The sequence below is a fragment of the Microcoleus sp. FACHB-1515 genome, assembly GCF_014696105.1.
GTDB lineage: Bacteria > Cyanobacteriota > Cyanobacteriia > Elainellales > Elainellaceae > JAAUTJ01.
The window spans coordinates 50,421-75,884 of record NZ_JACJPO010000033.1 but is presented as its reverse complement, the minus strand read 5'-3'; the positions used below and the strand labels follow the sequence as shown (position 1 = coordinate 75,884).

Sequence of the window (25,464 nt, the reverse complement as noted above, 5' to 3'; positions counted from 1 at the left end):
CGATCGGCTTTGGGTTTTAGATCGGATTGTTAGTTGGAAGAGAACTACTCAGCTACCTAGCTTTCTTCGGACTGCGGCACCCAAACTGATACCGAACCACCACTGCACGAAAACGCACCCCAGCCAAATTCATTGGTTGTCACAGGCTCTTGAATGTGCTCAGTGATATCAACATAGGTGCAGTTCGGCTGACCAACTTCCATCCATTTTGCACCGCCTGCACCGTTGCTCAAAACAACTGCCATGCCGCCCGGATGCTGCTCATTTCCTAAGCGCGTCCAACCGATCAAATTCGGCTCATCAAAATAGCTGTACTGCTCTCCATAGGAGTAGTTATGGCGAGCAAACAGGAATTTGTCGATTATCCAGCGATGGCTATCGAGCCAGATTTCATGCTCATTGCCGTCACCGCCATAGTCGCAATAATTAGCGCCATAGTAGTCTGCTTCAAAGATGCAGGGATAGCCTTCTCGCCGCAGCAAAATGAGTGCATAAGCGATCGGTTTAAACCAAGATTCAACCGGAGATTCGAGCGACTGGAGCGGCTGAGAATCGTGATTTTCAACTAGCGTGACGGCGAGACTGGGCTGCTGCTGTACCAGCGTATTGTCGAAGATTTGGCGCATGTCGTAGCGATCGCCTGCTTTACTGGCTGCATGAAAGTTGTAGTGCAGCGGTGCATCAAATAGCGCCACTTTTCCTTGCGTCAAGCTGATGAAATGATGCAGGGCTTCCACTTCATATGACCAATATTCGCCGACTGCAAATAGATCGCGCTGGGCATAGTGGCGCATGTGTTCAAACCATTCGTGGAAGAATGCGCCGGAGACATGCTTGACCGCATCAAATCTGAAGCCGTCGATGTCAGTCAAATCCATGTACCATTCACCCCAACGCTTCAGGGCTTCGCGCACTTCTGGGTTATCCATGTCCAGGTCACAACCCATTAAATAGTCATAGCTGCCCTTTTCTGAATCCACATTGTCATCAAACTGTTTGCCCTCTAAAAGATAGATGGCTTGCTGATGCTGTTCCCAAGCGTTGTAGTCGATCGCATCAAAATGAGTCCAGTTCCACTGCATGTTTGAATACTTGCCATCGCGACCGGGAAACGTAAATTTTGTCCAGGCTTTGATCGGCTGATAGTCTCCAATGACAGCGTTACGATCTTCTGGATGAAAAGGTGTAGCTCGAACTTCTTCTTGTTCGTCTGCTCCCAGCATGTGATTAAACACAACATCAGCATATAAACGCAAACCCGCTGCTTTTGCCGCAGCGATCGATCGCAGATATTCTTCCTTTGTGCCGTACTTAGTGCGTACTGTACCTTTTTGATTAAATTCACCCAAATCATAAAGGTCGTAAACCGCATAGCCAACTTCGGAAGTGCCACCAATTCCTTTGTAGGCAGGCGGCAACCAGAGCGAAGTGATGCCAGCTTTCGCAAGTTCCTCGGCATTTTCTGCAAGCCGATTCCAAAAACTTCCATCACTGGGGGAATACCAGTGGAAATATTGCATCATCACGCCATTCGGTTCAGACATAGGATTCCTCAAAGCAAAAGATATTAATAAAGGGTTGAAGCGTAGAAGCAGAAGTTTTTCGAGCGGTTCGATCTAACAATGCTGTTACTCTAGGGGATTAATCAACCAAAATCTATCTGTCCAAGGGAAATATTACGGAGTACACTTACGACATAGATTCGATTTTTTTGACTTCACTTCTGCTTTAAGACGTAAACAAAAACGCTTAAGATCGAGGATTTCAGAGCGTAACCTCTTTCCGCAGGAGGTCGATCGCTCCCAATGAAGGCAGAAAGTTTGCGGCAGGCGATCGACTCGCAAACGGTAAAATTAGCTACAAATAGCGCAAGCTTGCTGTCAGTCCAGCACAAACGCGCGTCAGAAAATCCAAATCGATTGTTTCAAGGCGATCGCTCGGCTGATGATAGTGGGGATTACGCAAGTCCCCCGTATCCGTCACCAAAATAGCCGGATAGCCCAAATCCCAAAACGGCGCATGGTCGCTGCGGCGAATCGTCGGTAAAAATAAGCCGCGATCGCCCGCTGGCAGCAATTGGGCAGGCACACCGCTTCGCCGCAAGCTGAAAGTTATTCGCAATAAGTTCAAGCTCGATCGCCAGTTGCCGATCAGCGCGATGAAATCGCCGTGATTTGGATAGAGGTACTGTAGCTTGGCTGGATAGTTCTGCGACTGCGGCCTGCGATCGCAATAGCCCAGCATCTCCAGCGACAGCATCAATTTAAGCGGTTCTTGCAACTGATTTGCATAAGCACGACTGCCAAGCAAGCCATATTCTTCGAGATCAAACGCTGCAAAGCGAATGGGAGAGCGGGCAGGCATCTGGGAAATCGATCGCGCCAGTTCCAGCAATACGGCTACTCCGGTCGCGTTGTCATCGGCTCCCGCTGTTCCAGGAATTGCGTCAAAATGAGCACCGACCAAAATGGGCAGCGTCGATCGAGTTCCAGGAAGGTTAAGAATGAAATTTTCGTGGGTACGACCTTGGTAGGTGAACGCATGAACTTCGATCGCGCCCCACTGTGCCAACTGCTCGCGCACATACTGCCTGACAAAAAAGTGTCCCTCACTTGCCAAAAACGGATCGCGAGGTCGAGCAATCTGCTGTAAATGTTCGATCAACCTGGCTTTGAGCGCATCGAAATCAAGCTGCATCTGTTTACCGTAGCGCGATCGCGGTTCGACAAATCGCAATTCATAAAAAATTCTAATCAAAATTAGCTGCAAGTAATTCTCAATTAGCGCAGGCTTTCAGGTTATGCTGTTCTCGTTCAACTTAATGACGATTGTTCTCAACAAGTTTATGATCCGCACACGAGCAAATCCGAGCAGACTCGGTAGCGCCATCGATGCGCTTTGCGTTGCACCGTTACTGCTGATTGCGATCGCCGCTTCGATCGCAGTTGATGACGGAATTGAAGCGATTTCTACGCTTGTTAGTTCCGCTTTTGGCAGCGACTAATTTTGTATTGATGTCCGCAAGGTAGGCCGATCCGCCGCAGTTGAGGAAACACGATCGAATTCACCACAATAGGAGCAAATATGGCGAAAATTGGCTTATTTTTTGGCACTCAAACTGGCAATACTGAATCGATCGCCCAGATGATTCAGCAGGCTTTTGGCGGCGAATCAGTCGTTACTTTGCATGAAATTTTTAGCGCTGAACCAAGCGATTTTGAAGCTTATGATCGCATCATCATCGGCTGTCCAACTTGGAACATTGGCGAATTGCAAAGCGACTGGGCAGCCTTTTTCGATGAGCTAGATAACATTGACTTTTCTAGTAAAAAAGTGGCTTACTTTGGGGCGGGTGATCAAGTAGGCTATGCCGATAATTTTCAGGATGCGATCGGCATTTTGGAAGAAAAAATTTCAGAACAAGGCGGAACAACGATCGGCTATTGGTCAGCCGAAGGTTATGAGTTTAATGAGTCGAAAGCACTGCGCGACGGTAAATTTTGCGGTCTTGCCATCGATGAAGACAATCAGCCGGAGCTGACAAGCGATCGCATTCAAGCTTGGGTCGCACAGCTTCAACAAGAGTTTGCGCTTTAGTCGATCGTGAGGGGTTTCGCGCCCCTCAAATCTCTTTCATTCTAGTTTTGGAAAATTTCATGCCGAATCTCGATGCCCTGTGGCTAACAGTCAGTCCAAGCTTTAAGTGTTTCGATCGCCCCACTTTGCGCTGTTTGTCAAAGCAAGTGGCGATCGCTCAGTGGGAGTATGGTCAGAGCCTTGATGAAGCCTGTTCGTTTGAATCTGCGCTGGTTTTGCTGCATGACTATCTCAAGCAGCGCGATCGCCCAATTGACTTAATTGGACACAGCACCAGCGGTCTTTTGGGACTGCTTTATGCCCAGCGGCATCCAGAACGAGTGCGATCGCTGACATTACTTTCAGTTGGATTTCAACCTGCTCAAACCTGGCAGTCTCACTACTACGCTCAGCGGCAGCTTTTGCCTTGCAGTCGCGAAAAGATTCTCGCGCATCTGATTCATGGACTGTTTGGCTATCAGGAGCGATCGATGCTTGCAACGCTAATCAAAATATTAGAAATTGACCTCGATCGCTCTCTTTCTCCACATAGCTTGCTTCGACAAATTAGCCTGCCTCCCGTTCAGGTTGATGTGCCGCTGTTGATTTGCGGCAGCATGGATGATGTGGTGATCGATCCAAGTCAAATTCAACGCTGGCAGCAGCATTTGCTAAAAGATTCAGCCCGATCGCGGTTGTGGCTTTGTCCAGGCGGCAGACACTTTTTTCATTACACGTATTCAGAGCAGGTGAGTCAAGAAATTTTCAAGTTTTGGCAGTTGCCTTTCAAAAACGAGGCAGCGATCGATTCAGTTCAACAGTTTGCTGATATCTCGATCGCCTAGTTTTTCGCAAAATATAGCGCTACGCAGACAGGTTAGGACGGTTTTTGGCAGCATCGACCCAATCACGAAAGGTCTCAAACTCATCCCACCGTTGTCGCATCCAATGCTTGAGCACACTCCACCCGTGTTCAATCTTGCTTGTTCCGGCAGCGCAACGACCTTCAATTTAGTGTTGCGTGAAAAAGAAAAATCAGAAGCTATCAAAGCAGCGCTATCACATTGTTGATATCTCAAAGGGATTGCAGGATATCGCCTTCAAGCGCAATGCAGGCAAAGTGCAGTACGAGTTTCCTGGATACTTTGATTTCTGCTATCCGCGAGTGGATACCAAGTATTATCATGCCGATGCTCAAGAGCGATTGCGGCATGGTGGTTTTTTCAGCCTGAATGGTGTTCATCCTTCAGCGATCGGACAAGGTTTGATTGCCTTTGAATTCCTCAAAGTCATGAAAGAAGCAGGTGTGGTTGAACATACCAATCTCGACTGGCCGCAGATTCTCGCAAGCGATACGCTCTATCAAAAACCAATTCCAATTATGCGCGAGCCATATCAAAATAAACAGTTTGCCGAGTTTGTCATCGATCGCCTGCCCAGACGTTTCGGCAATTTGACGCAGCGATCGCAGCGAATAGATCGCCACGCGAGTCAGAAATTTATCGCGGGTAATCAGGAGGGCGCGATCGACTGCGGCGGATTCTTCCGCTGTGAGAAAATCGGCAGGCTGTAAAGGTTCTGTCATGGGAAACGATTGTTAAATGGATTTATTTATAGGATATCTGCGCGATCGAAATTAGAGATATGAAAACAGTTGAAATCGCTGCTCTACTTGAAACCTACAGTGGAACCGAGCAGTTCATGATTTTAATGTGCAACGGTTAGCCGATCGCCGCCACTTCGATCGATCGACCTAGAATCCCTCAGCCTCAGCCTCAATCCAACCTTCACCAACCTCATTGAACAATCTCGAAAAAGCCAAACAGAAACAGGCAGAATCTTTTTAGAGGATGTTCAAATTTCTGGATGAGGGCGATCGCTCACACTGCTGGCAAATGTAAATAGATTCTTTTGAAGCTTGAATCAAACTTCCGCACTTTGTACAGCGAAACTTGCAGTATCCCGGTATTCCATATCTCGTCCAAGATACTTCTGCACTTGGATAGTATTTTCCGACCACTGGAAGCAGTTCTATCTGATTGAAATCAATCTTCCGTCCGTTATCTGTCTTGATGCAATCAATGTAATCCCACTCATTCGCATCGTTAAAGATCACGATTGTCCAATTGTTGCTTGCTCTATAACTGACATTACCTGCGTAGATATGCTGCGGCTCATGCTTAGGTATCAGGATTATTTTTCCTTCTTCAATGCCTGTAAGAAAATCTAGAATTTCCTGCTCACTGATTGGCGTGTTCATCATTAGCCGCGATCGCTTACTTCGCCTGAATCAAATAGCCGCAGCGATGTTCGCCGTTTGCGAGCCAGTGAGTTCTTTGTACTTTGCAGGGTTGAAGGGCGATCTCAAACATTTCTAATTCGTGGCCGCAGACGCTAGGGAAGGATTCAGCGATGTGGGAGATGGCGCAGTTGTATTCGGTAATGATGAATTGTGTGTCGGTCGGCTCGATCGCGTGATATTCGGCCATGTAGCCTTCGGCCTTGCGAAGCTCGACGAGCTTGGCAACGCGCATTTCTAGCGAACCGCCGCCGATTTGCTGCTGATATTCGATCGCCTTGCGTTCCCACTGCTTCCGCAAAATCGTCCGTACCTGATCTTGACCGACCGTTTCCGCGATCGTGTCCAGCAGCGACAAAGCAAATTCGTCGTAGCGATCGCTCACCCGATCGTCGGTGCGACGGAGGCGATCGCGCCCCTGCGAACTCAGTTCATACACATAGTTCGGTCGCCCCATGCCAACCTGAATCGCCTGATGCGCAATTAGTCCTTCCGTTTCCAGGTCTTTGAGGTGGCGGCGGATCGCTTGCTGGCTGAGCTTGAATTCTTCTGCGATCGCTTGGGCACTCGCTTCGCCCTGCCTGAGCAGGTAGTGGAGGATATCCTGTTTGGTCGAAGGCTGCTGCGCGGCTGTCATAAGCTTCCCAAATGACGGTGGCGATCGGGTTTCACAAAACTTAAACAACAACTTTGTTGCTAAAGTGCTTTACAATAGAGTTAAGCAACCCGAATGTTGTTTTAATTATAGAAGTTAATTTGCCCGCCTCGCCCTACCTATGGACACAAGCACTCAGACAACCCAAGCCTCTGACAAAAGCCTCGAAGCCATGCGGCACTTCTCCGAGCAATACGCCAAGCGCACAGGCACGTATTTTTGCGTCGATCCGGGCGTGACGGCTGTGGTGATCGAAGGCTTAGCCAAGCACAAAGATGAACTGGGTGCGCCCCTGTGTCCTTGCCGCCACTATGAGGACAAGAAGGCTGAGGCCGAGGCTGCTTACTGGAATTGCCCCTGCGTACCAATGCGGGAACGTAAGGAATGTCACTGTATGTTGTTTTTGACCGAGGACAACGATTTTGCGGGCGATCGCCAAGACATCACCTTTGAAGAAATTCGATCAACGACCAATCAGTATTAATTTCCGGTTTCGCTCCCTAACCCTTTCGATCTAGAGAACACCGATGACAGTAACGGTTCAATCGCTCGTCAACCAACCCTACAAGTACGGCTTCGTCACCGACATCGAATCCGAAGTGATTCCTCGCGGCCTCAACGAAGATGTCGTTCGGATGATTTCGGCTAAGAAAAACGAGCCGGAATTCATGCTCGACTTTCGCCTCAGAGCTTATCGCCACTGGCTTACGATGACCGAGCCGAACTGGGTGGACTTGGGCTATGGGGCGATCGACTATCAAAACATCGTCTACTACTCCGCCCCCAAGCAAAAAGCCAAGCTCAACAGCCTCGAAGAAGTCGATCCCACTCTCCTCGATACCTTCGAGAAGTTGGGTATTCCCCTCTCGGAGCAAAAGCGCTTATCCAACGTCGCCGTCGATGCGATTTTCGATAGCGTCTCGGTCGCCACGACCTTTAAGGAAAAGCTGGCCGAACAGGGTGTCATCTTCTGTTCGATCTCCGAAGCTTTGCGTGAACATCCCGATCTTGTGCAGAAGTACCTCGGCAGCGTCGTTCCCGCAGCGGACAACTATTTCGCCGCCCTCAATGCCGCCGTGTTCAGCGATGGCTCGTTCGTGTACATCCCCAAAAACACGAAATGCCCGATGGATCTTTCCACCTACTTCCGCATCAACAACGGCGACTCCGGTCAGTTCGAGCGGACGCTGATCGTCGCGGAAGAAGGCAGTTCCGTCACGTATCTGGAAGGCTGCACCGCCCCGATGTTCGACACCAATCAGCTTCACGCTGCGGTCGTTGAACTCGTCGCGCTGGACAACGCCGAAATCAAATACTCAACCGTGCAAAACTGGTTCGCCGGAGACGAAAACGGCAAAGGCGGCATCTACAACTTCGTCACCAAGCGCGGTTTGTGTCAGGGCGTCAACTCGAAAATCTCCTGGACTCAGGTCGAAACCGGATCGGCGATCACCTGGAAGTATCCAAGCTGCGTTCTGGTCGGCGATAACTCGGTCGGCGAATTCTACTCGGTCGCCCTGACCAACAATATGCAGAAGGCCGACACGGGCACGAAGATGATCCACGTGGGCAAAAATACCCGCAGCACGATCGTCTCGAAAGGCATCTCGGCAGGGCGATCGAACAACAGCTATCGAGGCTTGGTCAAAATCAACCCCAAAGCCGAAGGAGCCAGAAACTATTCGCAGTGTGACTCGATGCTGATTGGCGACAGCGCGGGAGCCAACACCTTCCCCTACATCCAGGTGCAGAACAATACGGCCAAAGTCGAACACGAAGCCTCCACCTCGAAAATCGGAGAAGACCAACTGTTCTACTTTGCTCAGCGCGGCATCTCGATGGAAGACGCGATCTCAATGATGATCAGCGGCTTCTGCAAGGATGTGTTTAATCAGCTACCAATGGAGTTTGCGGTCGAGGCCGATCGACTCCTGAGCCTCAAGCTCGAAGGCAGCGTCGGCTAATTCCTTGCGAGTTGTGAGGAGAACGGTATGGAAAAAGTAAGCATGGGTTTGGTTTACGCAAATATCGAATTGATTCGCGGTGCTGACTTGATTTTGGTTCAAGAAGGTTATCTGCAAGAAGACCAAGTTAAGCGAGTCACTGTAACAGCAATGGTCGATAGTGGAGCCACCATGCTTGCAATTCCAGAGTTCATCAAGCAGCAGCTTAATTTGCGAAAGGTGAACGAGCTAGAAGCAGAATTAGCAGACGGTTCAAGTGTTCCTCTAGAAGTTGTGGGGCCGATCGAAGTCCGCTTTCAGAATCGCCGCACTGTCGTTGAAGCGCTGGTCGTTCCCAATCAAACAACGGTTTTATTGGGAGCAATTCCAATGGAAGGGATGGATGTTTTGATCGATCCCAAGCGCGAAAGATTAATCGTCAATCCTGAAAGTCCCGATGTTGCCAAAATGCTGTTGATGTAGCGATAGTGAGGTTGTTTTCTAATTTTTTATGGTTCAAACCCTGCAAGCCACTGACGTTACGCTGAACGACCTGATCGAGAAGTTTGACATTCAACTCGTTCAGGACGATCGATTCTTCACCGAATGGCAAGCGGATTTTCCTGATCTCACGAACGAAGAAAAGCAGTTTCTCGATCGCATCAAAGCCGGATATTTTAACCTGATTAACTACCCGCCGCTGCTAGAGAAATCAATTCAGTTTGCCGTTGTTGCGCCGATTCTGTTTCTTGCAGGGTTTTATCTGCCACCGTATCAAATTAAGACTGAGAAGTCGATCGAAATTGCCGTTGAAGATGAAGATACAATTATTCGCGGTCAGATTGATATTTTGCTTCTGAAAGAGCGAGTTTGGCTGCTGGTGATTGAGTCGAAAAGGGCAGCGTTTTCGATCGAAGCTGGACTCGCCCAATTACTCACTTACCTGCTATCGAATCCTAATTCAACCAAGCCAAGTTATGGACTGATTACCAGCGGTGGCAGCTTTATTTTCGTTAAATTAGTGCAAGGTAAAGTGCCGCAGTACGCAACCTCAAATGAATTTAACATCCGCAATCGCGGCAACCAGCTATACGACGTTTTTAAGATTCTCAAGCACATTTCCCAACTGTAGATATCGAAGTAGAAGCGAATGATTAACGACAACAGTGAAGTAATTCTTACCGTCCGCGACTTAACGGCCAACGTAGACGGAACCCAAATTCTTAAAGGGCTAAATCTCGAAATTAAAGCGGGTGAAATTCACGCGATTATGGGGCCGAACGGGTCAGGAAAAAGTACTTTCTCGAAAGTTTTGGCAGGCCATCCTGACTATGAAGTGACGGGCGGCGAAGTGATTTTTCAAGGGCAGAATTTGCTGGAATTGGAGCCGGAAGAACGCGCTCAATCTGGCGTTTTTTTGGCCTTTCAATATCCGCTCGAAATTCCCGGTGTCAGCAATCTTGATTTCCTCCGAGTCGCCTACAATGCCAAGCGCAAAGCTCAAGGTTTAGAAGAACTCGACGCCTTTGATTTTGATGAACTGGTGCGTGAGAAGCTGGATGTGGTGAAGATGGACGATCGATTCCTCAGCCGCAGCGTCAATGAAGGCTTTTCCGGCGGCGAAAAGAAGCGCAACGAAATTCTACAAATGGCAATCCTAGAGCCAACGCTGGCAATTCTCGATGAAACCGATTCCGGCTTGGACATCGACGCGCTCAAGATCGTAGCGAACGGCGTCAATCAGCTTGCCAATCCGCAAAACGCCACGCTCGTCATCACCCACTATCAGCGCTTGCTCAACTACATCATTCCCGACTACGTTCACGTTATGGCAGCGGGACGCATCCTCAAAACGGGCGGCAAGGAATTGGCGCAAGAACTGGAAGCTAAAGGTTACGACTGGGTGCTGGAAGCGGAAGTGGGGGTGTGATGAGCAGTCAAGTTACTTCACCGACTCGATCGAGCGACCGCGCCACTGCCCTCGCCCAACTCCTCGAATTGCGTCCTTCGCTTCAGGCTTCTGACTGGTGGCAGGAATTGCGCGAACAGGCTGCCGCCAGAGTGCAGGAGATGGCAATTCCCAGCAGTCGCGATGAAGACTGGCGATTTACGGATTTGTCGCCCTTGCTGCAAGTTGAGTTTCAGGCAACTTCTGCCCGAACGGACTCGATCGAACCACCCACCCTCCCCGAAGCCGCTCAAAGCCGCTTGGTGTTCGTCAACGGCACGTTTGCCCCGCAGCTATCGAGTGTGGAGGATTTGCCGGAAGGCGTTTCGATCGCCAACCTCTCGCAGTCAGCCTCTCAAAATTTGCAGCCCTACCTCGGTAGACAGCAAGGTGCAGATGAAGTGTTCACGAGTTTGAATACGGCTAGCTTTACGGATGCTGCCGTTGTTCAGATTGCCCGCAATGCAATTATCGAAACGCCGATTCACCTTGTCTTTATTTCCCATACGAGCAGTACGGCGATCGTGCAGCCTCGCGCTTTAGTCGTGGCGGGAGCGAACAGCAGTGCGGCGATCGTAGAGGAATATCTCGGATTTGGCGAGGACGTTTACTTCACCAATGCCGTTACGGAAATTTGGCTTGAGGCCAACGCTCGCATCGATCACACTAGAATACAGCGGGAGAATTCTGCCGCCTTTCACATCGGCAAAACTGCGGTTTCGCAAGACCGCGATTCACACTACGCCTGTCATGCTGTGAATCTGGGCGGCAAGCTGTCGCGCCACAATCTTGAGGTGTATCAGACCGGGGCGCAAACCGAAACGGTGATGGACGGATTGACGATCGCCCGCCGCGACCAACTTGCCGACACGCACAGCATCCTTGCCCTGACGCAGCCTTACGGAACCAGCCAGCAGATTCATAAATGTATCGTGGACGATCGCGCTCATGCCGTCTTCAATGGCAAAGTGTTTGTACCCAAAGCCGCGCAGAAGACGAACGCTGAACAGGTGAACCGCAATCTGCTTTTGTCAACTAAGGCGCGAGTGGATACGAAGCCGCAGCTTGAGATCGTCGCGGATGATGTCCGCTGCACGCACGGTGCGACGGTTGGACAGCTTGAAGCCGATGAGGTGTTTTACCTGCAAAGTCGCGGGATTGATGCCAACACTGCCCGCAAGCTGCTCACGACTGCGTTTGCTTACGAGATTATCGATCGCATTCCCATCCCTTCAGTCCGCGAAACGCTTTCCCAATTCCTCTAACCCTCCTCAACCATGACTCTCGCCACCGATCGCACCCTTGCCGCCCTGACGCGCAACGACTTTCCCATCTTGCAAGAGCAAATTCACGGGAAGCCGCTGATTTACCTGGACAATGCGGCGACTTCGCAAAAACCGATCGCCGTCCTTAACGCCTTAGAGCACTACTATCGGCACGATAACGCCAATGTGCATCGTGGTGTACATACGCTGAGTACTCGTGCGACCAACGATTATGAAGGGGCGCGGGATCGAGTGGCGGCGTTTGTGAATGCGCGATCGCGTCAAGAGGTCGTTTTCACGCGCAACGCCAGCGAAGCGATTAACCTGGTCGCCTATGCTTGGGGCAATGAGAATGTCAAGGCGGGCGATGAAATTATCTTGTCCGTCATGGAGCATCACAGCAACTTGATTCCCTGGCAGCTTTTGGCGCAGCGGACGGGAGCCGTTTTGAAGTTTGTGGAACTGACTGAGACGGAAGAATTTGATTTGGAGCAGTATCGATCGCTCTTGACCGACAAAACCAAGCTCGTCTCAACCGTTCACGTCTCGAATACGCTTGGCTGCATCAATCCGGTTGCGGAAATCGCTCGGCTCGCGCACGAAAAAGGCGCACGAGTTTTGATCGATGCTTGCCAAAGCGCTCCGCACATGAAGCTGGACGTGCAGGCGATCGACTGCGATTGGCTCGTCGCTTCCGGTCATAAGATGTGTGCGGCGACCGGAATCGGTTTTCTGTACGGCAAGCTGGATGTGTTGCGATCGATGCCTCCGTTCCTGGGTGGCGGCGAAATGATTGCGGATGTGTTTCTCGATCATTCCACCTATGCGGATTTGCCGCACAAGTTCGAGGCGGGAACTCCAGCAATTGCCGAAGCGATTTCGCTCGGTGCTGCCGTCAATTACCTCAGTAGCATTGGCATGGACGCGATTCACGCCTACGAAGCGGAACTGACGAGCTACCTGTGGCAGCAGCTTCTCGAAATTCCAGAACTGCGGCTGTATGGTCCTCGACCGGATGCGAAGGGCGAAGGTCGCGCAGCTTTGGCATCCTTTACAGCCGGAGCCGTTCATCCGCACGACCTTTCGACAATTCTCGATCAGACGGGGATCGCGATTCGAGCCGGACACCACTGCACACAGCCTTTGCACCGCTATTTAAAGGCGCAATCGACGGCGCGGGCGAGCCTGTACTTCTACAACACGAAAGAAGAGATTGATGCGTTTGTTGCCTCGCTGAAGGAGGCGATCGAGTTTTTCGGCAGCATCTTCTGCTAAGTCCGAATCGCTCCTGGGGTCGATTTCCCCTCATCTCTTTCCTGCCAAGATCTGTTTATTTTCGGAAGCGATGCAAAGCTTCCCAATACAGGGAAAGGGAAATGGATGTGATTCGACCCTGGATGGTAACGGTGGCGATCGCGATCGTGCTGGGTGGCGCGGTTGGCTCGATCGCGCCACCGAATGGAATTCGCTGGTTTAATCGTCTCAAGCGTCCGCGCTGGCTGACGTTTGAGAAGCTAATTCCGATAATTTGGACGTTTGTATTTGTCTGTGCCGCCTTTTCTGCTGCCACTGTTTGGAATCGCGATCCGGGCAGTTCGCGCATCTGGACATTCATGGGCGTTTATCTGCTGCTGGAACTGGTAACGCTGGCTTATAATCCGGTGATGCTGATGCGGCGCAGTCTCATGACCGGAACGATTATTGGCGGAATTGGGTTTTTGATTGGACTCGGATTGGCGATCGCCGTTTGGTCGATCGATCCAAAAGCAACCTTCCTGCTGGTTCCCTATCTGATTTGGACACCGATTGGAACTTATACCACCTGGGCAATGGCAAAGCTGAATCCGCTAGATACCTAGTCGTTTGTTTCGCTACAAAATCTTTATCTTTCTATAGGCAGACGAAAAGTTTCTGCGTAAAGCAATTGCCCTCCCTTGCTCGCTGATGCATGATCGGTAGTAGAACCTGTGGATGACGACATGCAACGAGGTCGAGTCTTTCTAAGCCCAGTCACTGTCGGTGTGGCTCTCGCAGTTGTGCTGAGCGGCTGTAGTCCAAATTTGCCCGTTGCCGAATTGTTCGATCGCAAAACTGCCCAGTGCAACCGTTTGGTTGAAGTTGGCAACAGCGCGGTTGCCCAAGTGCAGGCCGTTATGAACAACAGCAATCCTAGTGACACTGCCGCACTCACAAAAATTGCTCAGATCGCTGATGAAACTGCTGCCACCATGCGATCGCTTGATCTGCAAGACCCGCAGCTTCAACAACTACGCGATCGCTACGTCCAAATGTACGCCGATACCAGCGCATCCACTCGCGCCCTGATCAGCGCCAACAATCAGCAAAATAGCGTCGCTGCTCAGCAAGCATATGCTGCGCTTCAGGCGGCAACAAGCCAAGAGGGAACGCTGGTGAATGAGGTGAACGAATACTGTCGGAGTGGGCAGTGAGAGCGGTTGCGTGTCGGCCAACAGCCGCAGGCAGGCTCTATCATACCCGACACTCAATTCTTCTACGGATACCTTAAACCGCTCCGTATTGAGCGACCAGCAGTGTATCGCCGCGATCGCAATTTTCAAACCACGCCCACATTTGATCGCCAAGCGAGAAGTGCCACCATTCGTTGGGGTGCTGACAAAATCTGCTCGACACCATGATTTGACGCAGCAGTTGACGATGCGCGTGAAACTGAAGGCTTTCCCTGTCGTGGCAATCTGCAAAATAGTTGGGGTACGATCGCGCTGAAATTTCATCGATCGGCGACCCCATATCAACCACTTGACCTGCGGCATCTACAAGCGTGACATCGATCGCGGCTCCGGTGCTGTGCGGCGGCGGCGTCAGCGGATTGCGACTGGGCACTGCCCAAAACCGGTAGACCTGCTCTAACAAAGCTTGCTGCTGAGCGGGTGTCAACGATTGCAGGGAGTGGCCGGAAGCTCGCGCTGTCTCGTTCAAGGTGTAGTCCACCATAAATTGCTGTACAGCAATCGGACGGTAGGCATCAAAAATTTGAATTTTCCACCCTGGAAGTTGTTCAGTCAGTGCTGCTTGAGCGAGAAGCAACCGCTCTAGAACTCCTTGACGCAGAAAGTAGGGTGACTTGGAGCCGTAGGGCGCACCGAGTTTTTCGTAGGGATGGGGATGCTCGATCGCAAAGACGTGATGCGGAATCGCCACAAGCGGCTCCTCACACTCGATGATTGGCACTTGGTGATAGGGCTTCATGAATTCGATCGCACGGTTAGCAACGGAAATCCGAGCTATTGCTGACCCTATCATTCGATTTTGAGGCCGGACGTAAAGTTTTCATCAATTTTGCAACTTGTTTTGTGGAATACACGATTTCCCCCGGTTGGGTGATTGCAGTTCTCTAATTCTGCCTGTAGATTAAGATTATTTACAAATAGTCAGTCAGCGATTGACAAATTGCTAAAACTTCAATTCAGTGAGGCGAACCAGTGACTTCATTTCTAACCATCACTACTGACGAACAGAGAATCGCCGCCTTCTTTCAGCGATCGACGGGCGAGTGGCGATCAGAGCGGCGATACTACACGCTGCCAGATGGTGATGCGAAAGAAATGGTCAGCATCATTAAAGTGCGCTTCTTGCCGGGAGGCAGTCCGGAACTGCAACATCTCGCTCGGCTTCACAATCTCAGCGAGAATGCGATGACCTGCGGTGCAGAAGTAAGCTGGGACAGCGCGAATTCCGTTTCAGGACGGCAAGAATCCAAGGGCGCAACGCTGTTTGGCGCGATCGGCAACATTCTCTACCGCGATCGCGGCTTTGCGACCTCCAAGCCTGTGACCGCAACCTACTATTTCTCAAACGCCGATACGATGAGCCTCCGCACCGAATACAAAGGCTCTGTTTTTGAGGAAGAACTGAAGCTGATTGGTCAGCACTATCGGACGCGCCAAACGATCATTTCGCGAGCCGGAGAGGAGCAGATGATCGGGCAGTATCTTGAGAAGCGATTGAAGTAGAGTGTCGGCTGGGGAGAGCCAAACTTGGCTAGCGCTGGCGATCGGCAACTCCCGCTTGCACTGGGGCTGGTTCGATCGAACCAATCTGCTGCAAGCTTGGGATACCGAACACCTTTCAGCCGATCGCATTCGCGAACTGGCGATCGGCCATTTAGACTGGCAGCAGCTACCAGATTTTCCTGCGATCGGCTCACTGCCTGAGCTTTGGCTGGTCTCAACTGTTCCTGAACAAACTGAATGGTGGCGATCGTATCCGCATCTGCACGCGATCGCCCGATCAGATATTCCGCTCAACAATTTGTATCCAACGCTGGGAATCGATCGCGCCTTGGCCGCCTGGGGAGCAGGGCAGCAAGCGGGGTTTCCGATGCTCGTCATTGATGGCGGCACGGCGCTGACGCTGACCGGAATCAACGAGGCAGCAGAATTAGTCGGCGGCGCAATTCTGCCGGGACTGCGGCTGCAATGGCGATCGCTTGCTCAATCCACTGCTGCCCTGCCCGAAGTATCTGAACTGGCGGGATTGCCCGATCGCTGGGCAACAAACACAGCCGACGCGATTCGCAGCGGCGTGATGCACAGTGTAATTGCAGGACTGCACGGATTCATTGTGGACTGGCGGCAGCAGTTTCCCCAAAGCGCGATCGTGATGACGGGTGGCGATGGCGCTCTGCTGCACCAGATGTTGATTCAGTTTGGTGTAGCCAGGTTATCCTACCAGCCGCATCTGCTGCTGGAGAGCCTGGCAAAATTGCGATCGATGCTGGCAAGGGCTGAGGAGTAACAATCACTCAGCCCTCGGTTCTCTAGGCGATCGCTTTTTCCGTCCGCTCGGCTTCGGCTTGCAGGCGAGCTTCTTCGGCTTTGAATTCCGCCAGTTGTGCTTCGATTTGGTCGCGCACAATTTGACGATATTCGATGAAGTGTTCGTTGTGGGCACACACGATCAGATAGTGTTCCCACACGGCGGGATTGCGCCGCATGATGCTGAACAGGTGATGCCAGAACATCCAGCGTGTTTCGCGCTTGACGCCCTGCCGCCAGCAGACGATCGCCAACGCCCGCAGATCGCGCCACGAAGGAAGTTTGGCGGGCGGTTTGACTTTGGGTGCGCCCAAAATCAGAAAGTGACGGTAGGTGCGATCGAGGTATTTTTTGGGATCGTAGATTTGCCAAAAGGCTTCGACATATTCGCGGGCAATGTCTTCCAGCGGGCGCGTCGGAATGAAATTCATCAGCGTCGTTTGGTTGATGTTGCCGTCTTTGCCGTCGCGCAGGCGACCTTCTTTGGCGAGCCGATGCCACAAAGCGGTATTCGGCAATGCTTGCAGCATGGCGAACGTCGTTGTCGGAATCGTGGTTTGTTCGGCAAAGCGGACGATGCGATCGCCTGCGCCTTTTTCTTCGCCATCAAAGCCGATGATGAATCCGGCCAGGATGCGAATGCCCGATCGAATAATCGTATCGACTGCATCGGCGAGTGAGCCGCGCGTATTTTGGAATTTCTTGGTCATTGACAGGCTGTCTTCATCCGGCGTTTCGATGCCCAAGAAAACCGAACTGAAGCGGCACTCGACCATCAAATCCATCAGTTCTTGATCTTGTGCCAAATCAACCGACGCTTCGGTTGTGAAGGCGAACGGATATTGATGTTCGGCCATCCAGACTTTGAGTTCTTTCAGCAGCAGCTTGACGTTGCGCTTGTTGCCGATGAAGTTGTCATCCACCATGAAGATCGATCGCCGCCAGCCCAGTTCATACAGGCGATCGAGTTCGGCAATCAACTGTTGCGGCGTTTTGGTGCGCGGCTTGCGTCCATACAGCACGATGATGTCGCAAAATTCGCACTGGAACGGGCAGCCGCGCGAAAACTGAATCGACATCGAATCGTAAGCGTCCAGTTCGAGCAGGTCAAAGCGCGGAATCGGTGTGGTCGTCACGTCGGGCTTCTCGCCATTCTCGGCGCGGAAGACGCCCGATCGATCGCCGCGTTCGATCGCTTCAACAAACATCGGCAGCGTAATTTCGCCTTCATCCAAAATGAGAAAATCGGCTCCGGCCTTTTGTGCTTCATCTGGCACAGAAGTCGGGTAGGGACCACCAACGGCAACCAGCTTGCCGCGCTGCTTCGCTTCCCGAATTTGCTCAAGCAAATCGCCTTTTTGCACAATCATCGCCGACATAATCACCAAGTCTGCCCATTCCCATTCAGCTTCGGTGACGGCTCGGACGTTGCGATCGACCAGTTTAAACTCCCAGGTCTGCGGCAAAATTGCTGCCACTGTTACCAGTCCGAGCGGGGGCAGAAGCACTTTGCGATTCACTAACTCCAAAATCTTTTCGTAAGACCAAAATGTCTTGGGAAACACAGGATAGAGCAGCAGAACCCGCATTTGTGAAAACCTCACACCGTTTCAGAAGAATCGTAAGAGAAAGCAAGCGATCGAAGCAACTCGGATGTCATTTGGGGGGAAATCACAGCCGCCTACTCATTGTGCAGTATGTGGCGAAAATCGAGCGATTTTGTCAGACACCGCCGAGCAGACGGACGATTGCTTTGTCCTCATTGTGCCTTACGCAAAGTCACTTTCCAGAGCGATTCGGTTTCGAGCGGCTCCAGCTTGGCTCGATATTGCTCGATAAGCTGTCGCCGCAGTCGGGGCGATGCCTGATAGAGAAACAGGTCGCGATCGATGGGCGGCGCGGTCAAAAGCAGCGGTTTAACAAGCTGAAATTGAACTTCAGGCTTGAGTGAATAGCTGAGTGATAGGACGCGCTCGATCGAAGCATTGCTGAGAATCAAGGGGCGATCGCTTTGATTCACCACCGCCGCAATCTTAAGATTGTCTTTGGTTTTGAACAGCCCTTTGTTCCACCACAGTTCAGCCTGTGAACTGATTCCACAAGACAACGCTCCGATCAGCAACAGCGCCAGAAAGCCAATGACCCACTTTTTCTTCCAGTTCCACTCCAGCGTTTTGTAGGCGATCAATCGGGCAACGGCGAGTTGAATCCCTAAATAGCACGCGATCGGATAGCGGGCGACGCTCGATCGCTGACCGCCCAACAGCAAATCTGCCAAAATCAGCACCGTTCCCGTCACGCCAATCAGCGCAAAAAGAAACAGCCAAATTCGCTTGGCGCGATAGCGATAGATCCAATAAAGCGCGTAGCCGCTCAGAATCAAGGTGGCATAGGTCAGCGGATTGATCCAGCTTGGGCCGTGATTGAAGTCAAAGTAGAGGCGGCTGAGGTTGAGCAGCCATTTGGCCGGAAGCTGAAACGAGTCTTGGTCAAGATGTGCAACGTTGCGACGCAGTTGCTTTAGGTGAGTGCCCATGACAATCAGCCAGGGACTAAACAGCAGCAGTGCCAGCGTGATGGCAGCGAGATAGTGAGCAACCGATCGACTCCACCGCCAGCCCGACAGCCCCAAGATGTAGATGCCGTGTGCGATCGCCACAAACCCGGAAAATAGAAACGTGTAGAAGCTCAAGGCTAGCGTCAAGCTATACAGCCACCAGCCCTTTTCAGTCTGCCTTGTTCGCAGCAGAACGGCGCTAGAGAGCAAAATTGTCACTGTCCACAAGCTGTAGAGGCGAGCTTCTTGGGCAAACAAAACGTGAAACGGCGACACGGCCAGCAGCGCGATCGCAATCCATCCGGTGGCTCGCGAGGTGAAAAGTTCGCTGCACAGCCAGTAGATGAGCGGCAGGGCGAGCAGGCTGACGACAGCGGAAAAGCTGCGCCAAATAGCGATCGATCGCGCCAAGCCCGCAGGCGAAACATCAACTTGATCTGCGCCGAAAAGCTGCGCCCAGCCGCGCACCAGCAGATAGTAGAGCGGAGCTTGTTCGGGATTGCCAACCAAAGCATCCCAGGTATTTTCCCAGGTGCGGCCTGCGGGATGCTGATATTGCTGAAGATCAGCCAGGTCAAGAATTTCTCCGGTGTAGGTGCGATCGACGACTTCCGCAACGCCATAGCCGGACGATCGCATGGCCGTAAACACTTCATCGCCCCAAAACACTTTGCGATCGAGCTGATAGAAGCGAAAGAAAATCCCCAAGATCAGTGCCAGGAGAATTCCACCTGCCACCCAGCGATTGCGCGGCCTTTTTAGCAAAAATTTCAGCATGGGGCAAGGCGGACGCGATCGAGTCGCGGTTTACGGATGAGGAATGCCGCTGATTTTGAGCAAATCGGCGATCGTCGGGCAATAAGGCTGTATTCCGAAGGTGGCAGGATTTACCGGATTTTCATAGGTGAAGTGTCGATAGGTGAGGCAGAAGCGATCCCAAGGCTCCATCTGAATCCGAAATAGAGCGATGAACAGATCGGCCAACTGCGGCGACAGCGGCAAACGAAAGTAGATGCGCTTGTGCAGATAGGCGCAGACTTGCGCGATCGCTTCATTCACGGTTAAGCGCGGATTGCCTAATACAATCTGCCGCGACTCGTCTGCCCTCGGCGGATAATCGACCAGATGCCGCACGACGAGGGCGATATCTTGAGCGTGGAGAAAGTGAAAGCTGCCGTCCGCTCGAAACCAGCGAATCAAATCGATCCACTTGGTCACATCCGTCAAGCCGCCGGACAAGTGTGAATAAGGTTTGCGACCGTCACCCCCAAACACCAACGTAGGGTAGAGCGTGGTGATGCGAGGAGCGATCGCCATCCGCCAAAGCTGCCGATAGCAAATGTATTTTGACTTGATGTAGTCGGTGCCAATTTGTCCGGCCTGTTCCAGCAGGCGATTGTCACGTCCCAGCAGGCTCGCGGTTGAAAAATAAAGCACCTGCTGACAAACAGCCGGATCAAGCAGTTCCAGCAGCCGTGTGGTTTTGGCAACGTTGATGTCAAACGTTGCTTGCGTTCCGCCCCATGCGGCTGCGGTCAGAATGGCCGTGTTGACGGTCTTGAGTAATTTTGAGAAGCGATCGATCTCGCGCAAATCGCCCTGCAAAATCGTGATCCCCGGACGGGCAGCGGTGTCGATCGCCAGCTTGTTCGGATCGCGCACGAGCAAAAACAGTTCGTGATCCGTTTGCTGAATCAGCGTTTCGGCGATGTATTGACCGATGCAGCCGCTCGCGCCCGTCAGAAAAATGCGTTGAGTCATAGCTTTAGAAAAAATCGGGGATCAAATATCAGGTGTCGGCTGCTTGCTGATCCCCGACACCCAACACCCAACACCCTACTAAGCGGGAACCGTCAAAAGCTGATCGGCCTGCTTTGCGGTTTCAAAGAAAAAGGCGGCGTTTTCTTCAGGCGTTTTGGGCAGAATGCCGTGCCCCAAGTTGAGAATGTGGCCGCGATTTCCGGCTTTGCGGATGGTGTCGAGGATGCGATCGCGAATGAACGCTTTCGAGCCAAACAAAACGCCGGGATCAAGATTGCCCTGCACCTTAACATCGTGACCTAAACGCTGACGCGCTTCGGCCATATCTACCGTCCAATCAACGGTGACGATATCTGCACCGGATTTCGCCATTCGTTCTAGTACGCCTGCCGAACCTGTGACGAGCAGAATCAAAGGCGTGTCGGGATGGGTCGCTTTCACCTGCTGAAAGACGCGCTGCTGATAGGGCAGGGCAAACACGTCGTAATCTTGCGGGCTAAGCTGGCCTGCCCACGAGTCGAACATCTGCACGACCTGAGCGCCACAGTCAATCTGGTAGCGCATGTAGGTGGCGATCGAATCGGCCAGTTTCGTCAGCAAATTGTGCAAAATTGCAGGCTCCGAAAATGCCATGTGCTTAATTACGGCGTAGTCTTTCGAGCCTTTGCCCTCGACGGCATAAGCGGCCAGCGTCCAAGGCGCACCGACGAATCCTAAGACGGTCGATTTGTTACTGACTTCTTGCCTGAGCGCTTGCAAAATTGGCTTGATGAAGGGCAGGGCTGTTTCCGGTTCGAGGGCGTGGAGGCGATCGACCTGTTCCTGACTCCGAATCGGTGATTCGATGATTGGCCCCTTGCCTTCTTCGATATCCATGCCGATGCCAATGCCGGGCAAGGGCGTGACAATATCCGAAAACAAGATCACGCCATCTGGCTGAAAGGCTCGCCAGGGCTGAAGCGACACTTCGATCGCCACTTCGGGAATTTCCGATCGCTCACGAAATGACGGATACTTTTCGCGCAGATCCCGGTAGGCTTTCATATAGCGTCCGGCCTGTCGCATCATCCACACGGGCGGACGATCGAGCGCTTCGCCGCGAGCAGCCCGCAGCAATAAGGGTATCTGGGTCGATCCGGTCATCTCAAAGGTTCTCTCAAACACAATTTTCACAGCAACAGTTCATTGTAGGCGATCGCGGGTACTCCCTGATGCTGAAAACTGCCGGGACGGCGACAAGGCTGTAATGGCTAGAACTCTCGGCCTGTAAACATTTGCGAAGTAACACGCCCGAAGGCGGCGAAGCCATCGCCCCAATCCGTCCGCCTACTGTGAAGCGATCGAAACATTGCACGTCAAAAGCCCGCATCCGCTTTTGAAAATTAGCGCAGGCCGCAGCAGTAATCGCTCACTTCAGCAAAATTGCAGAGGAAGAAACACAAGCAATCGCGCTTCAAAGGCACAATTTTTGAAAAAAAAAGCATTGTTTAGAGCGATCGAGGAAAGAAAGCAGCGGGTGAAATGTGAAAAAATTTTGCAAGTTTTTCGATATGTTCGACGGTGAATTTGCGCTGATTGTTGAGAATTGCGGAAGTGATCGATTCAGTCTTAAAAATTGGAACAAGATTTTTGCTGTTTCAAAGTAAATTCTCGAATCAACGTTTAATGTAGCGATTAGCAGCAACCACGATTCTCTTTGTTTTTCGTATGATGTTAGATATTCATACAGAAAAAGGTGAAATATTTGCTGCAAAAATCGATCGAAGCAAACATTTCACCGATAGACTTGGAGAAAACCTGAAAGTCAGATTGCTTCCGGTTGGAAGTGTTGCTGAATTTCGCTTTCTGTACGATGATAGAACAAATGCACTAGGTCTGCACGACTATGAGTATCTTTCAACGCATTTGGGACGCGATCGGCTTCAACGAATCAGCAGACGATTTTGAGTATGAAGACGACTCCCATTCAACTTCAGAATGGACTGAGCCATCCCGTCCAAACAATGTGGTAGGAATGCAAACTTGGGGCAATTTACACAGCGAAATGATCGTCGTTGAGCCGCGATCGTTTGAAGAAATTCCTCCGGTAGTAACGGCGTTGAAAGAGCGCAAATCCGTTATTCTCAATTTGAACCTGATGGATGCAGATACGGCTCAGCGCTGCGTCGATTTTGTGGCAGGCGGTGCGTATGCGATCGACGGCCATCAAGAGCGCATCGGCGAAACGGTTTTCCTGTTCACGCCCAACTTCGTGCAGATCAACAGTCTTGCGACTCCGCCTGCTCCGGCTCCAGCAGCTCCGCCCGCTCCTGACGCAGCCCTACCGTCGCGCCGTGTGCAGCCCAATCCGACGCGATCGCTCAAGAGCCTTGTTCAAGATTTGCCGGATGTTCAGTAGTTCGCTTGGTTTGAATTCGACTCCCAAGATTGTTGTTGCAGAGCAACGGGAGTCTGTTAAGTTGATGAAGATAATTCTATTTGTGACTCCGGTTCCCTAGCAGTGCCACCTCGATCGCTCAGGGACGGAGCGTTGGAGCTTATGGCGCTGATTGTTCAAAAGTATGGGGGAACTTCGGTCGGCTCGGTCGAGCGGATTCAGGCGGTGGCTGCGCGAGTGGCGCGGGCTGCTCAAGCGGGACATGCGATCGTTGTGGTCGTGTCGGCAATGGGCAAAACGACGGATGGTTTGGTAAAGCTGGCAAACGAAATTTCCACCAATCCCAGCCGCCGCGAAATGGATATGCTGCTTTCGACCGGGGAACAGGTGTCGATCGCCCTTCTCAGCATGGCCTTGCAGGAATTGGGTCAGCCTGCCGTTTCGCTCACTGGGGCGCAGGTTGGCATCGTCACTGAGGCAGAGCATACTCGCGCTCGAATTTTGAGCATTGAAACCGATCGCATTCAGCGGCATCTCGATCGCGGTGAGGTTGTGGTTGTGGCAGGGTTCCAGGGCATCGCCAGCAGCAGCGAACTGGAAATTACCACCTTGGGGCGTGGCGGATCGGATACTTCGGCAGTCGCCCTGGCAGCCGCATTGCGAGCGGAAAAATGCGAGATCTATACGGACGTTCCCGGTATTCTCACGGCTGATCCGCGACTGGTTCCCGACGCGCAACTGATGAGCGAAATTACCTCGGACGAAATGCTGGAGCTTGCCAGCTTGGGCGCAAAAGTGCTGCATCCGCGATCGGTCGAGATTGCCCGTAACTACGGTGTGACGCTCGTGGTGCGATCGAGTTGGACGGATGACCCTGGCACAAAAGTCGTCTCTCCGATTCCGCAACCGCGCCCGCTAGAAGGATTGGAAATCGCGCATCCCGTCGATGCGGTTGAGTTTGATACCGATCAGGCGAAAGTTGCCCTCCTGCGCGTGCCCGATCGCCCTGGTGTGGCGGCGCGGCTGTTTGGCGAAATTGCCCTGCAAGATCTCGATGTGGATTTGATCATTCAGTCGATTCACGAGGGCAACACGAACGACATTGCCTTTACGGTCGTGCAGGCTTCGCTGACGCGGGCGGAAGCGGTGGCAGAAGCGATCGCTCCGGCTTTGCGCTCCTCTGTGGCCGCTTCTGATGAGGCAGAAGTGCTGATCGAGCGCAGGATGGCAAAGGTGAGCGTGGCGGGAGCGGGAATGATCGGGCGTCCGGGTGTGGCGGCAGAAATGTTTTCGACACTTGCCAATGCGGGCGTGAATATTCAGATGATTTCGACTTCGGAAGTGAAGGTGAGCTGTGCGATCGCGATCGAGGATTGCGACCGAGCGATCGCTGCGCTGTGTCAAGCGTTCAATATCAGCAGTTCGCCTGTGCGTCTAGAAGCGGCTCCGCGTCAGGCGGCGGAGGATATGCCTCCGGTGCGTGGGGCGGCGTTGGATCTCAATCAGGCGCGGCTGGCAATTCGGCATGTGCCCGATCGACCGGGCATGGCAGCGCGGATTTTTCGGCTGCTGGCGGCTCGCAACATCAGCGTGGATATGATTATTCAGTCGCAGCGCTGTCGGCTGGTGAATGGCGCGGCAACGCGAGATATTGCGTTTACGGTGGCGCAAATTGACGCGGAAGCAGCGCAGGCAGTTCTTCAGCAGTCGGATTTGGGCTGCGGTGAGGTGACGATCGATCGCGCGATCGCAAAGGTGAGCGTGGTGGGAACGGGAATGGTGAAGCGTCCGGGTGTGGCGGCGCGGATGTTTGAGGCGCTGTCGCAGGAGAAGATTAACATTCAGATGATTGCGACTTCGGAAATTAAAATTAGCTGTGTGGTTGCGGATGGGGAGGGCGTGAAGGCGCTGCAAGCGATTCATGCAGCGTTTGGGCTGGCAGGCAGTGAGCGAATTGAGGTTCCGGCTTAGGTTTTCTGACTTTTTCAATTTCTGGATGCAGATAGATCGATCGCCTCTTGGGGTACTTCTTGATCCGAACCTGTGGAGTGTTGGGGTTGCCCCCACACACACCTCCAACCCCAGCAGAGGACGATTGCATCTCCTCTGCACTCCTACGCAAGGGCTTATCTGTGAGTGTCGATGTGCGCCACATTGGTTTACCCGCCGCGTCCCTCGTGTTGCTCGCTTCTCCGCCGACACCTGGCTCCCGACCCTTCTCGCTGCCTTCACTAAGTCTTCACGGTTTTACGCTGTTCTTTTGGAAGCAGATCCTTGATAACTGAGG

At 52.1% G+C, this 25,464-nt stretch carries 27 protein-coding genes and 1 pseudogene; 16 read left to right on the top strand and 12 right to left on the bottom strand.

Translation table 11 applies throughout. The features are described from left to right. Positions 1-56 precede the first annotated feature (56 nt). Together H6F67_RS11405 and H6F67_RS11400 are read right to left on the bottom strand one after the other, a co-directional pair. Positions 57-1,544, bottom strand: coding sequence for an alpha-amylase (locus tag H6F67_RS11405; RefSeq protein WP_190766421.1), 1,488 nt, complete (start codon positions 1,542-1,544; stop codon positions 57-59). Between the two features lie 313 nt (positions 1,545-1,857). Next, positions 1,858-2,757, bottom strand: coding sequence for a M28 family peptidase (locus H6F67_RS11400; RefSeq protein WP_313926809.1), 900 nt, complete (start codon positions 2,755-2,757; stop codon positions 1,858-1,860). 64 nt (positions 2,758-2,821) lie between these two features. On the opposite strand from H6F67_RS11400, the gene H6F67_RS11395 reads away from it, so the two are divergent. The 3 genes from H6F67_RS11395 (at position 2,822) to H6F67_RS11385 (ending at position 4,421) form a co-directional block, all read left to right on the top strand. After that, positions 2,822-3,004: a hypothetical protein gene (locus H6F67_RS11395; RefSeq protein ID WP_190766419.1), complete on the top strand. Its 183-nt coding sequence runs from the start codon at positions 2,822-2,824 to the stop codon at positions 3,002-3,004. 80 nt (positions 3,005-3,084) lie between these two features. Next, entirely contained in the window at positions 3,085-3,597 is a 513-nt protein-coding gene (gene fldA, locus H6F67_RS11390) for a flavodoxin FldA (protein WP_190766417.1), read from the top strand. 59 nt (positions 3,598-3,656) lie between these two features. Next, positions 3,657-4,421 carry an alpha/beta fold hydrolase gene (locus H6F67_RS11385; RefSeq protein WP_190766415.1) on the top strand — a complete coding sequence of 255 codons (765 nt, stop codon included), beginning with the start codon at positions 3,657-3,659 and terminating at the stop codon, positions 4,419-4,421. Positions 4,422-4,440: 19 nt separating this feature from the next. On the opposite strand, the pseudogene H6F67_RS27675 reads toward H6F67_RS11385, so the two are convergent. The 5 genes and pseudogenes from H6F67_RS27675 to sufR all read right to left on the bottom strand — a co-directional run. Next, positions 4,441-4,560, bottom strand: a pseudogene (locus tag H6F67_RS27675) (IS630 family transposase); the annotation flags it as partial. A gap of 91 nt (positions 4,561-4,651) precedes the next feature. After that, a complete protein-coding gene (locus H6F67_RS11380) occupies positions 4,652-4,819 on the bottom strand; it encodes a hypothetical protein (protein WP_190766413.1) in 168 nt (55 codons plus the stop codon). 3 nt (positions 4,820-4,822) lie between these two features. Then, complete coding sequence (locus tag H6F67_RS11375) at positions 4,823-5,161, bottom strand: hypothetical protein (protein WP_190766411.1); 339 nt, start codon at positions 5,159-5,161, stop codon at positions 4,823-4,825. Positions 5,162-5,419: 258 nt separating this feature from the next. Beyond that, positions 5,420-5,839, bottom strand: a complete 420-nt coding sequence (locus tag H6F67_RS11370) for a hypothetical protein (RefSeq protein ID WP_190766409.1) — start codon at positions 5,837-5,839, stop codon at positions 5,420-5,422. Between the two features lie 13 nt (positions 5,840-5,852). Then, a complete protein-coding gene (sufR, locus tag H6F67_RS11365; protein ID WP_190766407.1) occupies positions 5,853-6,512 on the bottom strand; it encodes an iron-sulfur cluster biosynthesis transcriptional regulator SufR in 660 nt (219 codons plus the stop codon). Between the two features lie 139 nt (positions 6,513-6,651). On the opposite strand from sufR, the gene H6F67_RS11360 reads away from it, so the two are divergent. The 9 genes from H6F67_RS11360 to H6F67_RS11320 all read left to right on the top strand — a co-directional run bounded on the left by H6F67_RS11360 (position 6,652) and on the right by H6F67_RS11320 (position 14,136). Then, positions 6,652-7,014 carry a ferredoxin-thioredoxin reductase catalytic domain-containing protein gene (locus H6F67_RS11360; RefSeq protein ID WP_190766405.1) on the top strand — a complete coding sequence of 121 codons (363 nt, stop codon included), beginning with the start codon at positions 6,652-6,654 and terminating at the stop codon, positions 7,012-7,014. A 43-nt stretch (positions 7,015-7,057) separates the two neighbouring features. Further along, positions 7,058-8,494 (top strand): Fe-S cluster assembly protein SufB, encoded by a 1,437-nt coding sequence (gene sufB, locus H6F67_RS11355; RefSeq protein WP_190766403.1) that lies wholly within the window; start codon positions 7,058-7,060, stop codon positions 8,492-8,494. A 27-nt stretch (positions 8,495-8,521) separates the two neighbouring features. After that, the gene (locus tag H6F67_RS11350; RefSeq protein ID WP_199304359.1) at positions 8,522-8,956 is read left to right on the top strand and encodes an aspartyl protease family protein; all 435 of its coding nucleotides are present in this window, start codon (positions 8,522-8,524) and stop codon (positions 8,954-8,956) included. A 28-nt stretch (positions 8,957-8,984) separates the two neighbouring features. Continuing rightward, positions 8,985-9,605 (top strand): restriction endonuclease subunit R, encoded by a 621-nt coding sequence (locus H6F67_RS11345; RefSeq protein ID WP_190766401.1) that lies wholly within the window; start codon positions 8,985-8,987, stop codon positions 9,603-9,605. Between the two features lie 18 nt (positions 9,606-9,623). Beyond that, positions 9,624-10,403 (top strand): Fe-S cluster assembly ATPase SufC, encoded by a 780-nt coding sequence (gene sufC / locus H6F67_RS11340; protein WP_190766399.1) that lies wholly within the window; start codon positions 9,624-9,626, stop codon positions 10,401-10,403. Next, positions 10,403-11,686, top strand: a complete 1,284-nt coding sequence (sufD, locus tag H6F67_RS11335) for a Fe-S cluster assembly protein SufD (RefSeq protein WP_190766397.1) — start codon at positions 10,403-10,405, stop codon at positions 11,684-11,686. Before sufC ends, sufD begins: the two co-directional genes overlap by 1 nt. 12 nt (positions 11,687-11,698) lie before the next feature. Further along, positions 11,699-12,961, top strand: a complete 1,263-nt coding sequence (locus tag H6F67_RS11330; RefSeq protein ID WP_190766395.1) for a SufS family cysteine desulfurase — start codon at positions 11,699-11,701, stop codon at positions 12,959-12,961. A 101-nt stretch (positions 12,962-13,062) separates the two neighbouring features. Further along, entirely contained in the window at positions 13,063-13,545 is a 483-nt protein-coding gene (locus H6F67_RS11325; RefSeq protein ID WP_242020598.1) for a TspO/MBR family protein, read from the top strand. A gap of 120 nt (positions 13,546-13,665) precedes the next feature. Beyond that, entirely contained in the window at positions 13,666-14,136 is a 471-nt protein-coding gene (locus tag H6F67_RS11320) for a hypothetical protein (protein WP_190766393.1), read from the top strand. A 73-nt stretch (positions 14,137-14,209) separates the two neighbouring features. Here the strand turns inward: H6F67_RS11320 and H6F67_RS11315 are convergent, their stop codons facing one another. Next, on the bottom strand, positions 14,210-14,914 hold the full coding sequence (locus tag H6F67_RS11315) for a M15 family metallopeptidase (protein ID WP_190766391.1): 705 nt from the start codon (positions 14,912-14,914) through the stop codon (positions 14,210-14,212). A 233-nt stretch (positions 14,915-15,147) separates the two neighbouring features. Here H6F67_RS11315 and H6F67_RS11310 point away from each other — a divergent pair, with 233 nt between their 5' ends. Next, positions 15,148-15,678 carry a phycobiliprotein lyase gene (locus H6F67_RS11310; protein WP_190766389.1) on the top strand — a complete coding sequence of 177 codons (531 nt, stop codon included), beginning with the start codon at positions 15,148-15,150 and terminating at the stop codon, positions 15,676-15,678. Position 15,679: 1 nt separating this feature from the next. Next, positions 15,680-16,462, top strand: a complete 783-nt coding sequence (locus H6F67_RS11305; RefSeq protein WP_190766387.1) for a pantothenate kinase — start codon at positions 15,680-15,682, stop codon at positions 16,460-16,462. Between the two features lie 22 nt (positions 16,463-16,484). On the opposite strand, the gene H6F67_RS11300 is transcribed toward H6F67_RS11305, so the two are convergent. The 4 genes from H6F67_RS11300 to hemE form a co-directional block, all read right to left on the bottom strand. Beyond that, entirely contained in the window at positions 16,485-18,071 is a 1,587-nt protein-coding gene (locus tag H6F67_RS11300; RefSeq protein ID WP_190766449.1) for a B12-binding domain-containing radical SAM protein, read from the bottom strand. Positions 18,072-18,241: 170 nt separating this feature from the next. Further along, entirely contained in the window at positions 18,242-19,816 is a 1,575-nt protein-coding gene (locus tag H6F67_RS11295; protein ID WP_190766385.1) for a glycosyltransferase family 39 protein, read from the bottom strand. A gap of 30 nt (positions 19,817-19,846) precedes the next feature. Then, a complete protein-coding gene (locus H6F67_RS11290) occupies positions 19,847-20,800 on the bottom strand; it encodes an NAD(P)-dependent oxidoreductase (protein ID WP_190766383.1) in 954 nt (317 codons plus the stop codon). Positions 20,801-20,878: 78 nt separating this feature from the next. After that, entirely contained in the window at positions 20,879-21,943 is a 1,065-nt protein-coding gene (hemE, locus tag H6F67_RS11285; RefSeq protein ID WP_190766381.1) for a uroporphyrinogen decarboxylase, read from the bottom strand. 742 nt (positions 21,944-22,685) lie between these two features. Here hemE and H6F67_RS11280 point away from each other — a divergent pair. After that, positions 22,686-23,198 carry a cell division protein SepF gene (locus H6F67_RS11280; protein WP_190766379.1) on the top strand — a complete coding sequence of 171 codons (513 nt, stop codon included), beginning with the start codon at positions 22,686-22,688 and terminating at the stop codon, positions 23,196-23,198. A gap of 141 nt (positions 23,199-23,339) precedes the next feature. Next, positions 23,340-25,148, top strand: a complete 1,809-nt coding sequence (locus tag H6F67_RS11275; RefSeq protein WP_190766377.1) for an aspartate kinase — start codon at positions 23,340-23,342, stop codon at positions 25,146-25,148. Positions 25,149-25,464 lie beyond the last annotated feature (316 nt).

Bases quoted from the DNA above. Each gene is read 5' to 3' on its own strand.
- H6F67_RS11405 (WP_190766421.1), bottom strand. From the start codon at position 1,544: ATGTCTGAACCGAATGGCGTGATGATGCAATATTTCCACTGGTATTCC.
- H6F67_RS11395 (WP_190766419.1), top strand. From the start codon at position 2,822: ATGACGATTGTTCTCAACAAGTTTATGATCCGCACACGAGCAAATCCG.
- fldA (WP_190766417.1), top strand. From the start codon at position 3,085: ATGGCGAAAATTGGCTTATTTTTTGGCACTCAAACTGGCAATACTGAA.
- H6F67_RS11385 (WP_190766415.1), top strand. From the start codon at position 3,657: ATGCCGAATCTCGATGCCCTGTGGCTAACAGTCAGTCCAAGCTTTAAG.
- H6F67_RS11380 (WP_190766413.1), bottom strand. From the start codon at position 4,819: ATGAACACCATTCAGGCTGAAAAAACCACCATGCCGCAATCGCTCTTG.
- H6F67_RS11375 (WP_190766411.1), bottom strand. From the start codon at position 5,161: ATGACAGAACCTTTACAGCCTGCCGATTTTCTCACAGCGGAAGAATCC.
- H6F67_RS11370 (WP_190766409.1), bottom strand. From the start codon at position 5,839: ATGATGAACACGCCAATCAGTGAGCAGGAAATTCTAGATTTTCTTACA.
- sufR (WP_190766407.1), bottom strand. From the start codon at position 6,512: ATGACAGCCGCGCAGCAGCCTTCGACCAAACAGGATATCCTCCACTAC.
- H6F67_RS11360 (WP_190766405.1), top strand. From the start codon at position 6,652: ATGGACACAAGCACTCAGACAACCCAAGCCTCTGACAAAAGCCTCGAA.
- sufB (WP_190766403.1), top strand. From the start codon at position 7,058: ATGACAGTAACGGTTCAATCGCTCGTCAACCAACCCTACAAGTACGGC.
- H6F67_RS11350 (WP_199304359.1), top strand. From the start codon at position 8,522: ATGGAAAAAGTAAGCATGGGTTTGGTTTACGCAAATATCGAATTGATT.
- H6F67_RS11345 (WP_190766401.1), top strand. From the start codon at position 8,985: ATGGTTCAAACCCTGCAAGCCACTGACGTTACGCTGAACGACCTGATC.
- sufC (WP_190766399.1), top strand. From the start codon at position 9,624: ATGATTAACGACAACAGTGAAGTAATTCTTACCGTCCGCGACTTAACG.
- sufD (WP_190766397.1), top strand. From the start codon at position 10,403: ATGAGCAGTCAAGTTACTTCACCGACTCGATCGAGCGACCGCGCCACT.
- H6F67_RS11330 (WP_190766395.1), top strand. From the start codon at position 11,699: ATGACTCTCGCCACCGATCGCACCCTTGCCGCCCTGACGCGCAACGAC.
- H6F67_RS11325 (WP_242020598.1), top strand. From the start codon at position 13,063: ATGGATGTGATTCGACCCTGGATGGTAACGGTGGCGATCGCGATCGTG.
- H6F67_RS11320 (WP_190766393.1), top strand. From the start codon at position 13,666: ATGCAACGAGGTCGAGTCTTTCTAAGCCCAGTCACTGTCGGTGTGGCT.
- H6F67_RS11315 (WP_190766391.1), bottom strand. From the start codon at position 14,914: ATGAAGCCCTATCACCAAGTGCCAATCATCGAGTGTGAGGAGCCGCTT.
- H6F67_RS11300 (WP_190766449.1), bottom strand. From the start codon at position 18,071: ATGCGGGTTCTGCTGCTCTATCCTGTGTTTCCCAAGACATTTTGGTCT.
- H6F67_RS11295 (WP_190766385.1), bottom strand. From the start codon at position 19,816: ATGCTGAAATTTTTGCTAAAAAGGCCGCGCAATCGCTGGGTGGCAGGT.
- H6F67_RS11290 (WP_190766383.1), bottom strand. From the start codon at position 20,800: ATGACTCAACGCATTTTTCTGACGGGCGCGAGCGGCTGCATCGGTCAA.
- hemE (WP_190766381.1), bottom strand. From the start codon at position 21,943: ATGACCGGATCGACCCAGATACCCTTATTGCTGCGGGCTGCTCGCGGC.
- H6F67_RS11280 (WP_190766379.1), top strand. From the start codon at position 22,686: ATGAGTATCTTTCAACGCATTTGGGACGCGATCGGCTTCAACGAATCA.
- H6F67_RS11275 (WP_190766377.1), top strand. From the start codon at position 23,340: ATGGCGCTGATTGTTCAAAAGTATGGGGGAACTTCGGTCGGCTCGGTC.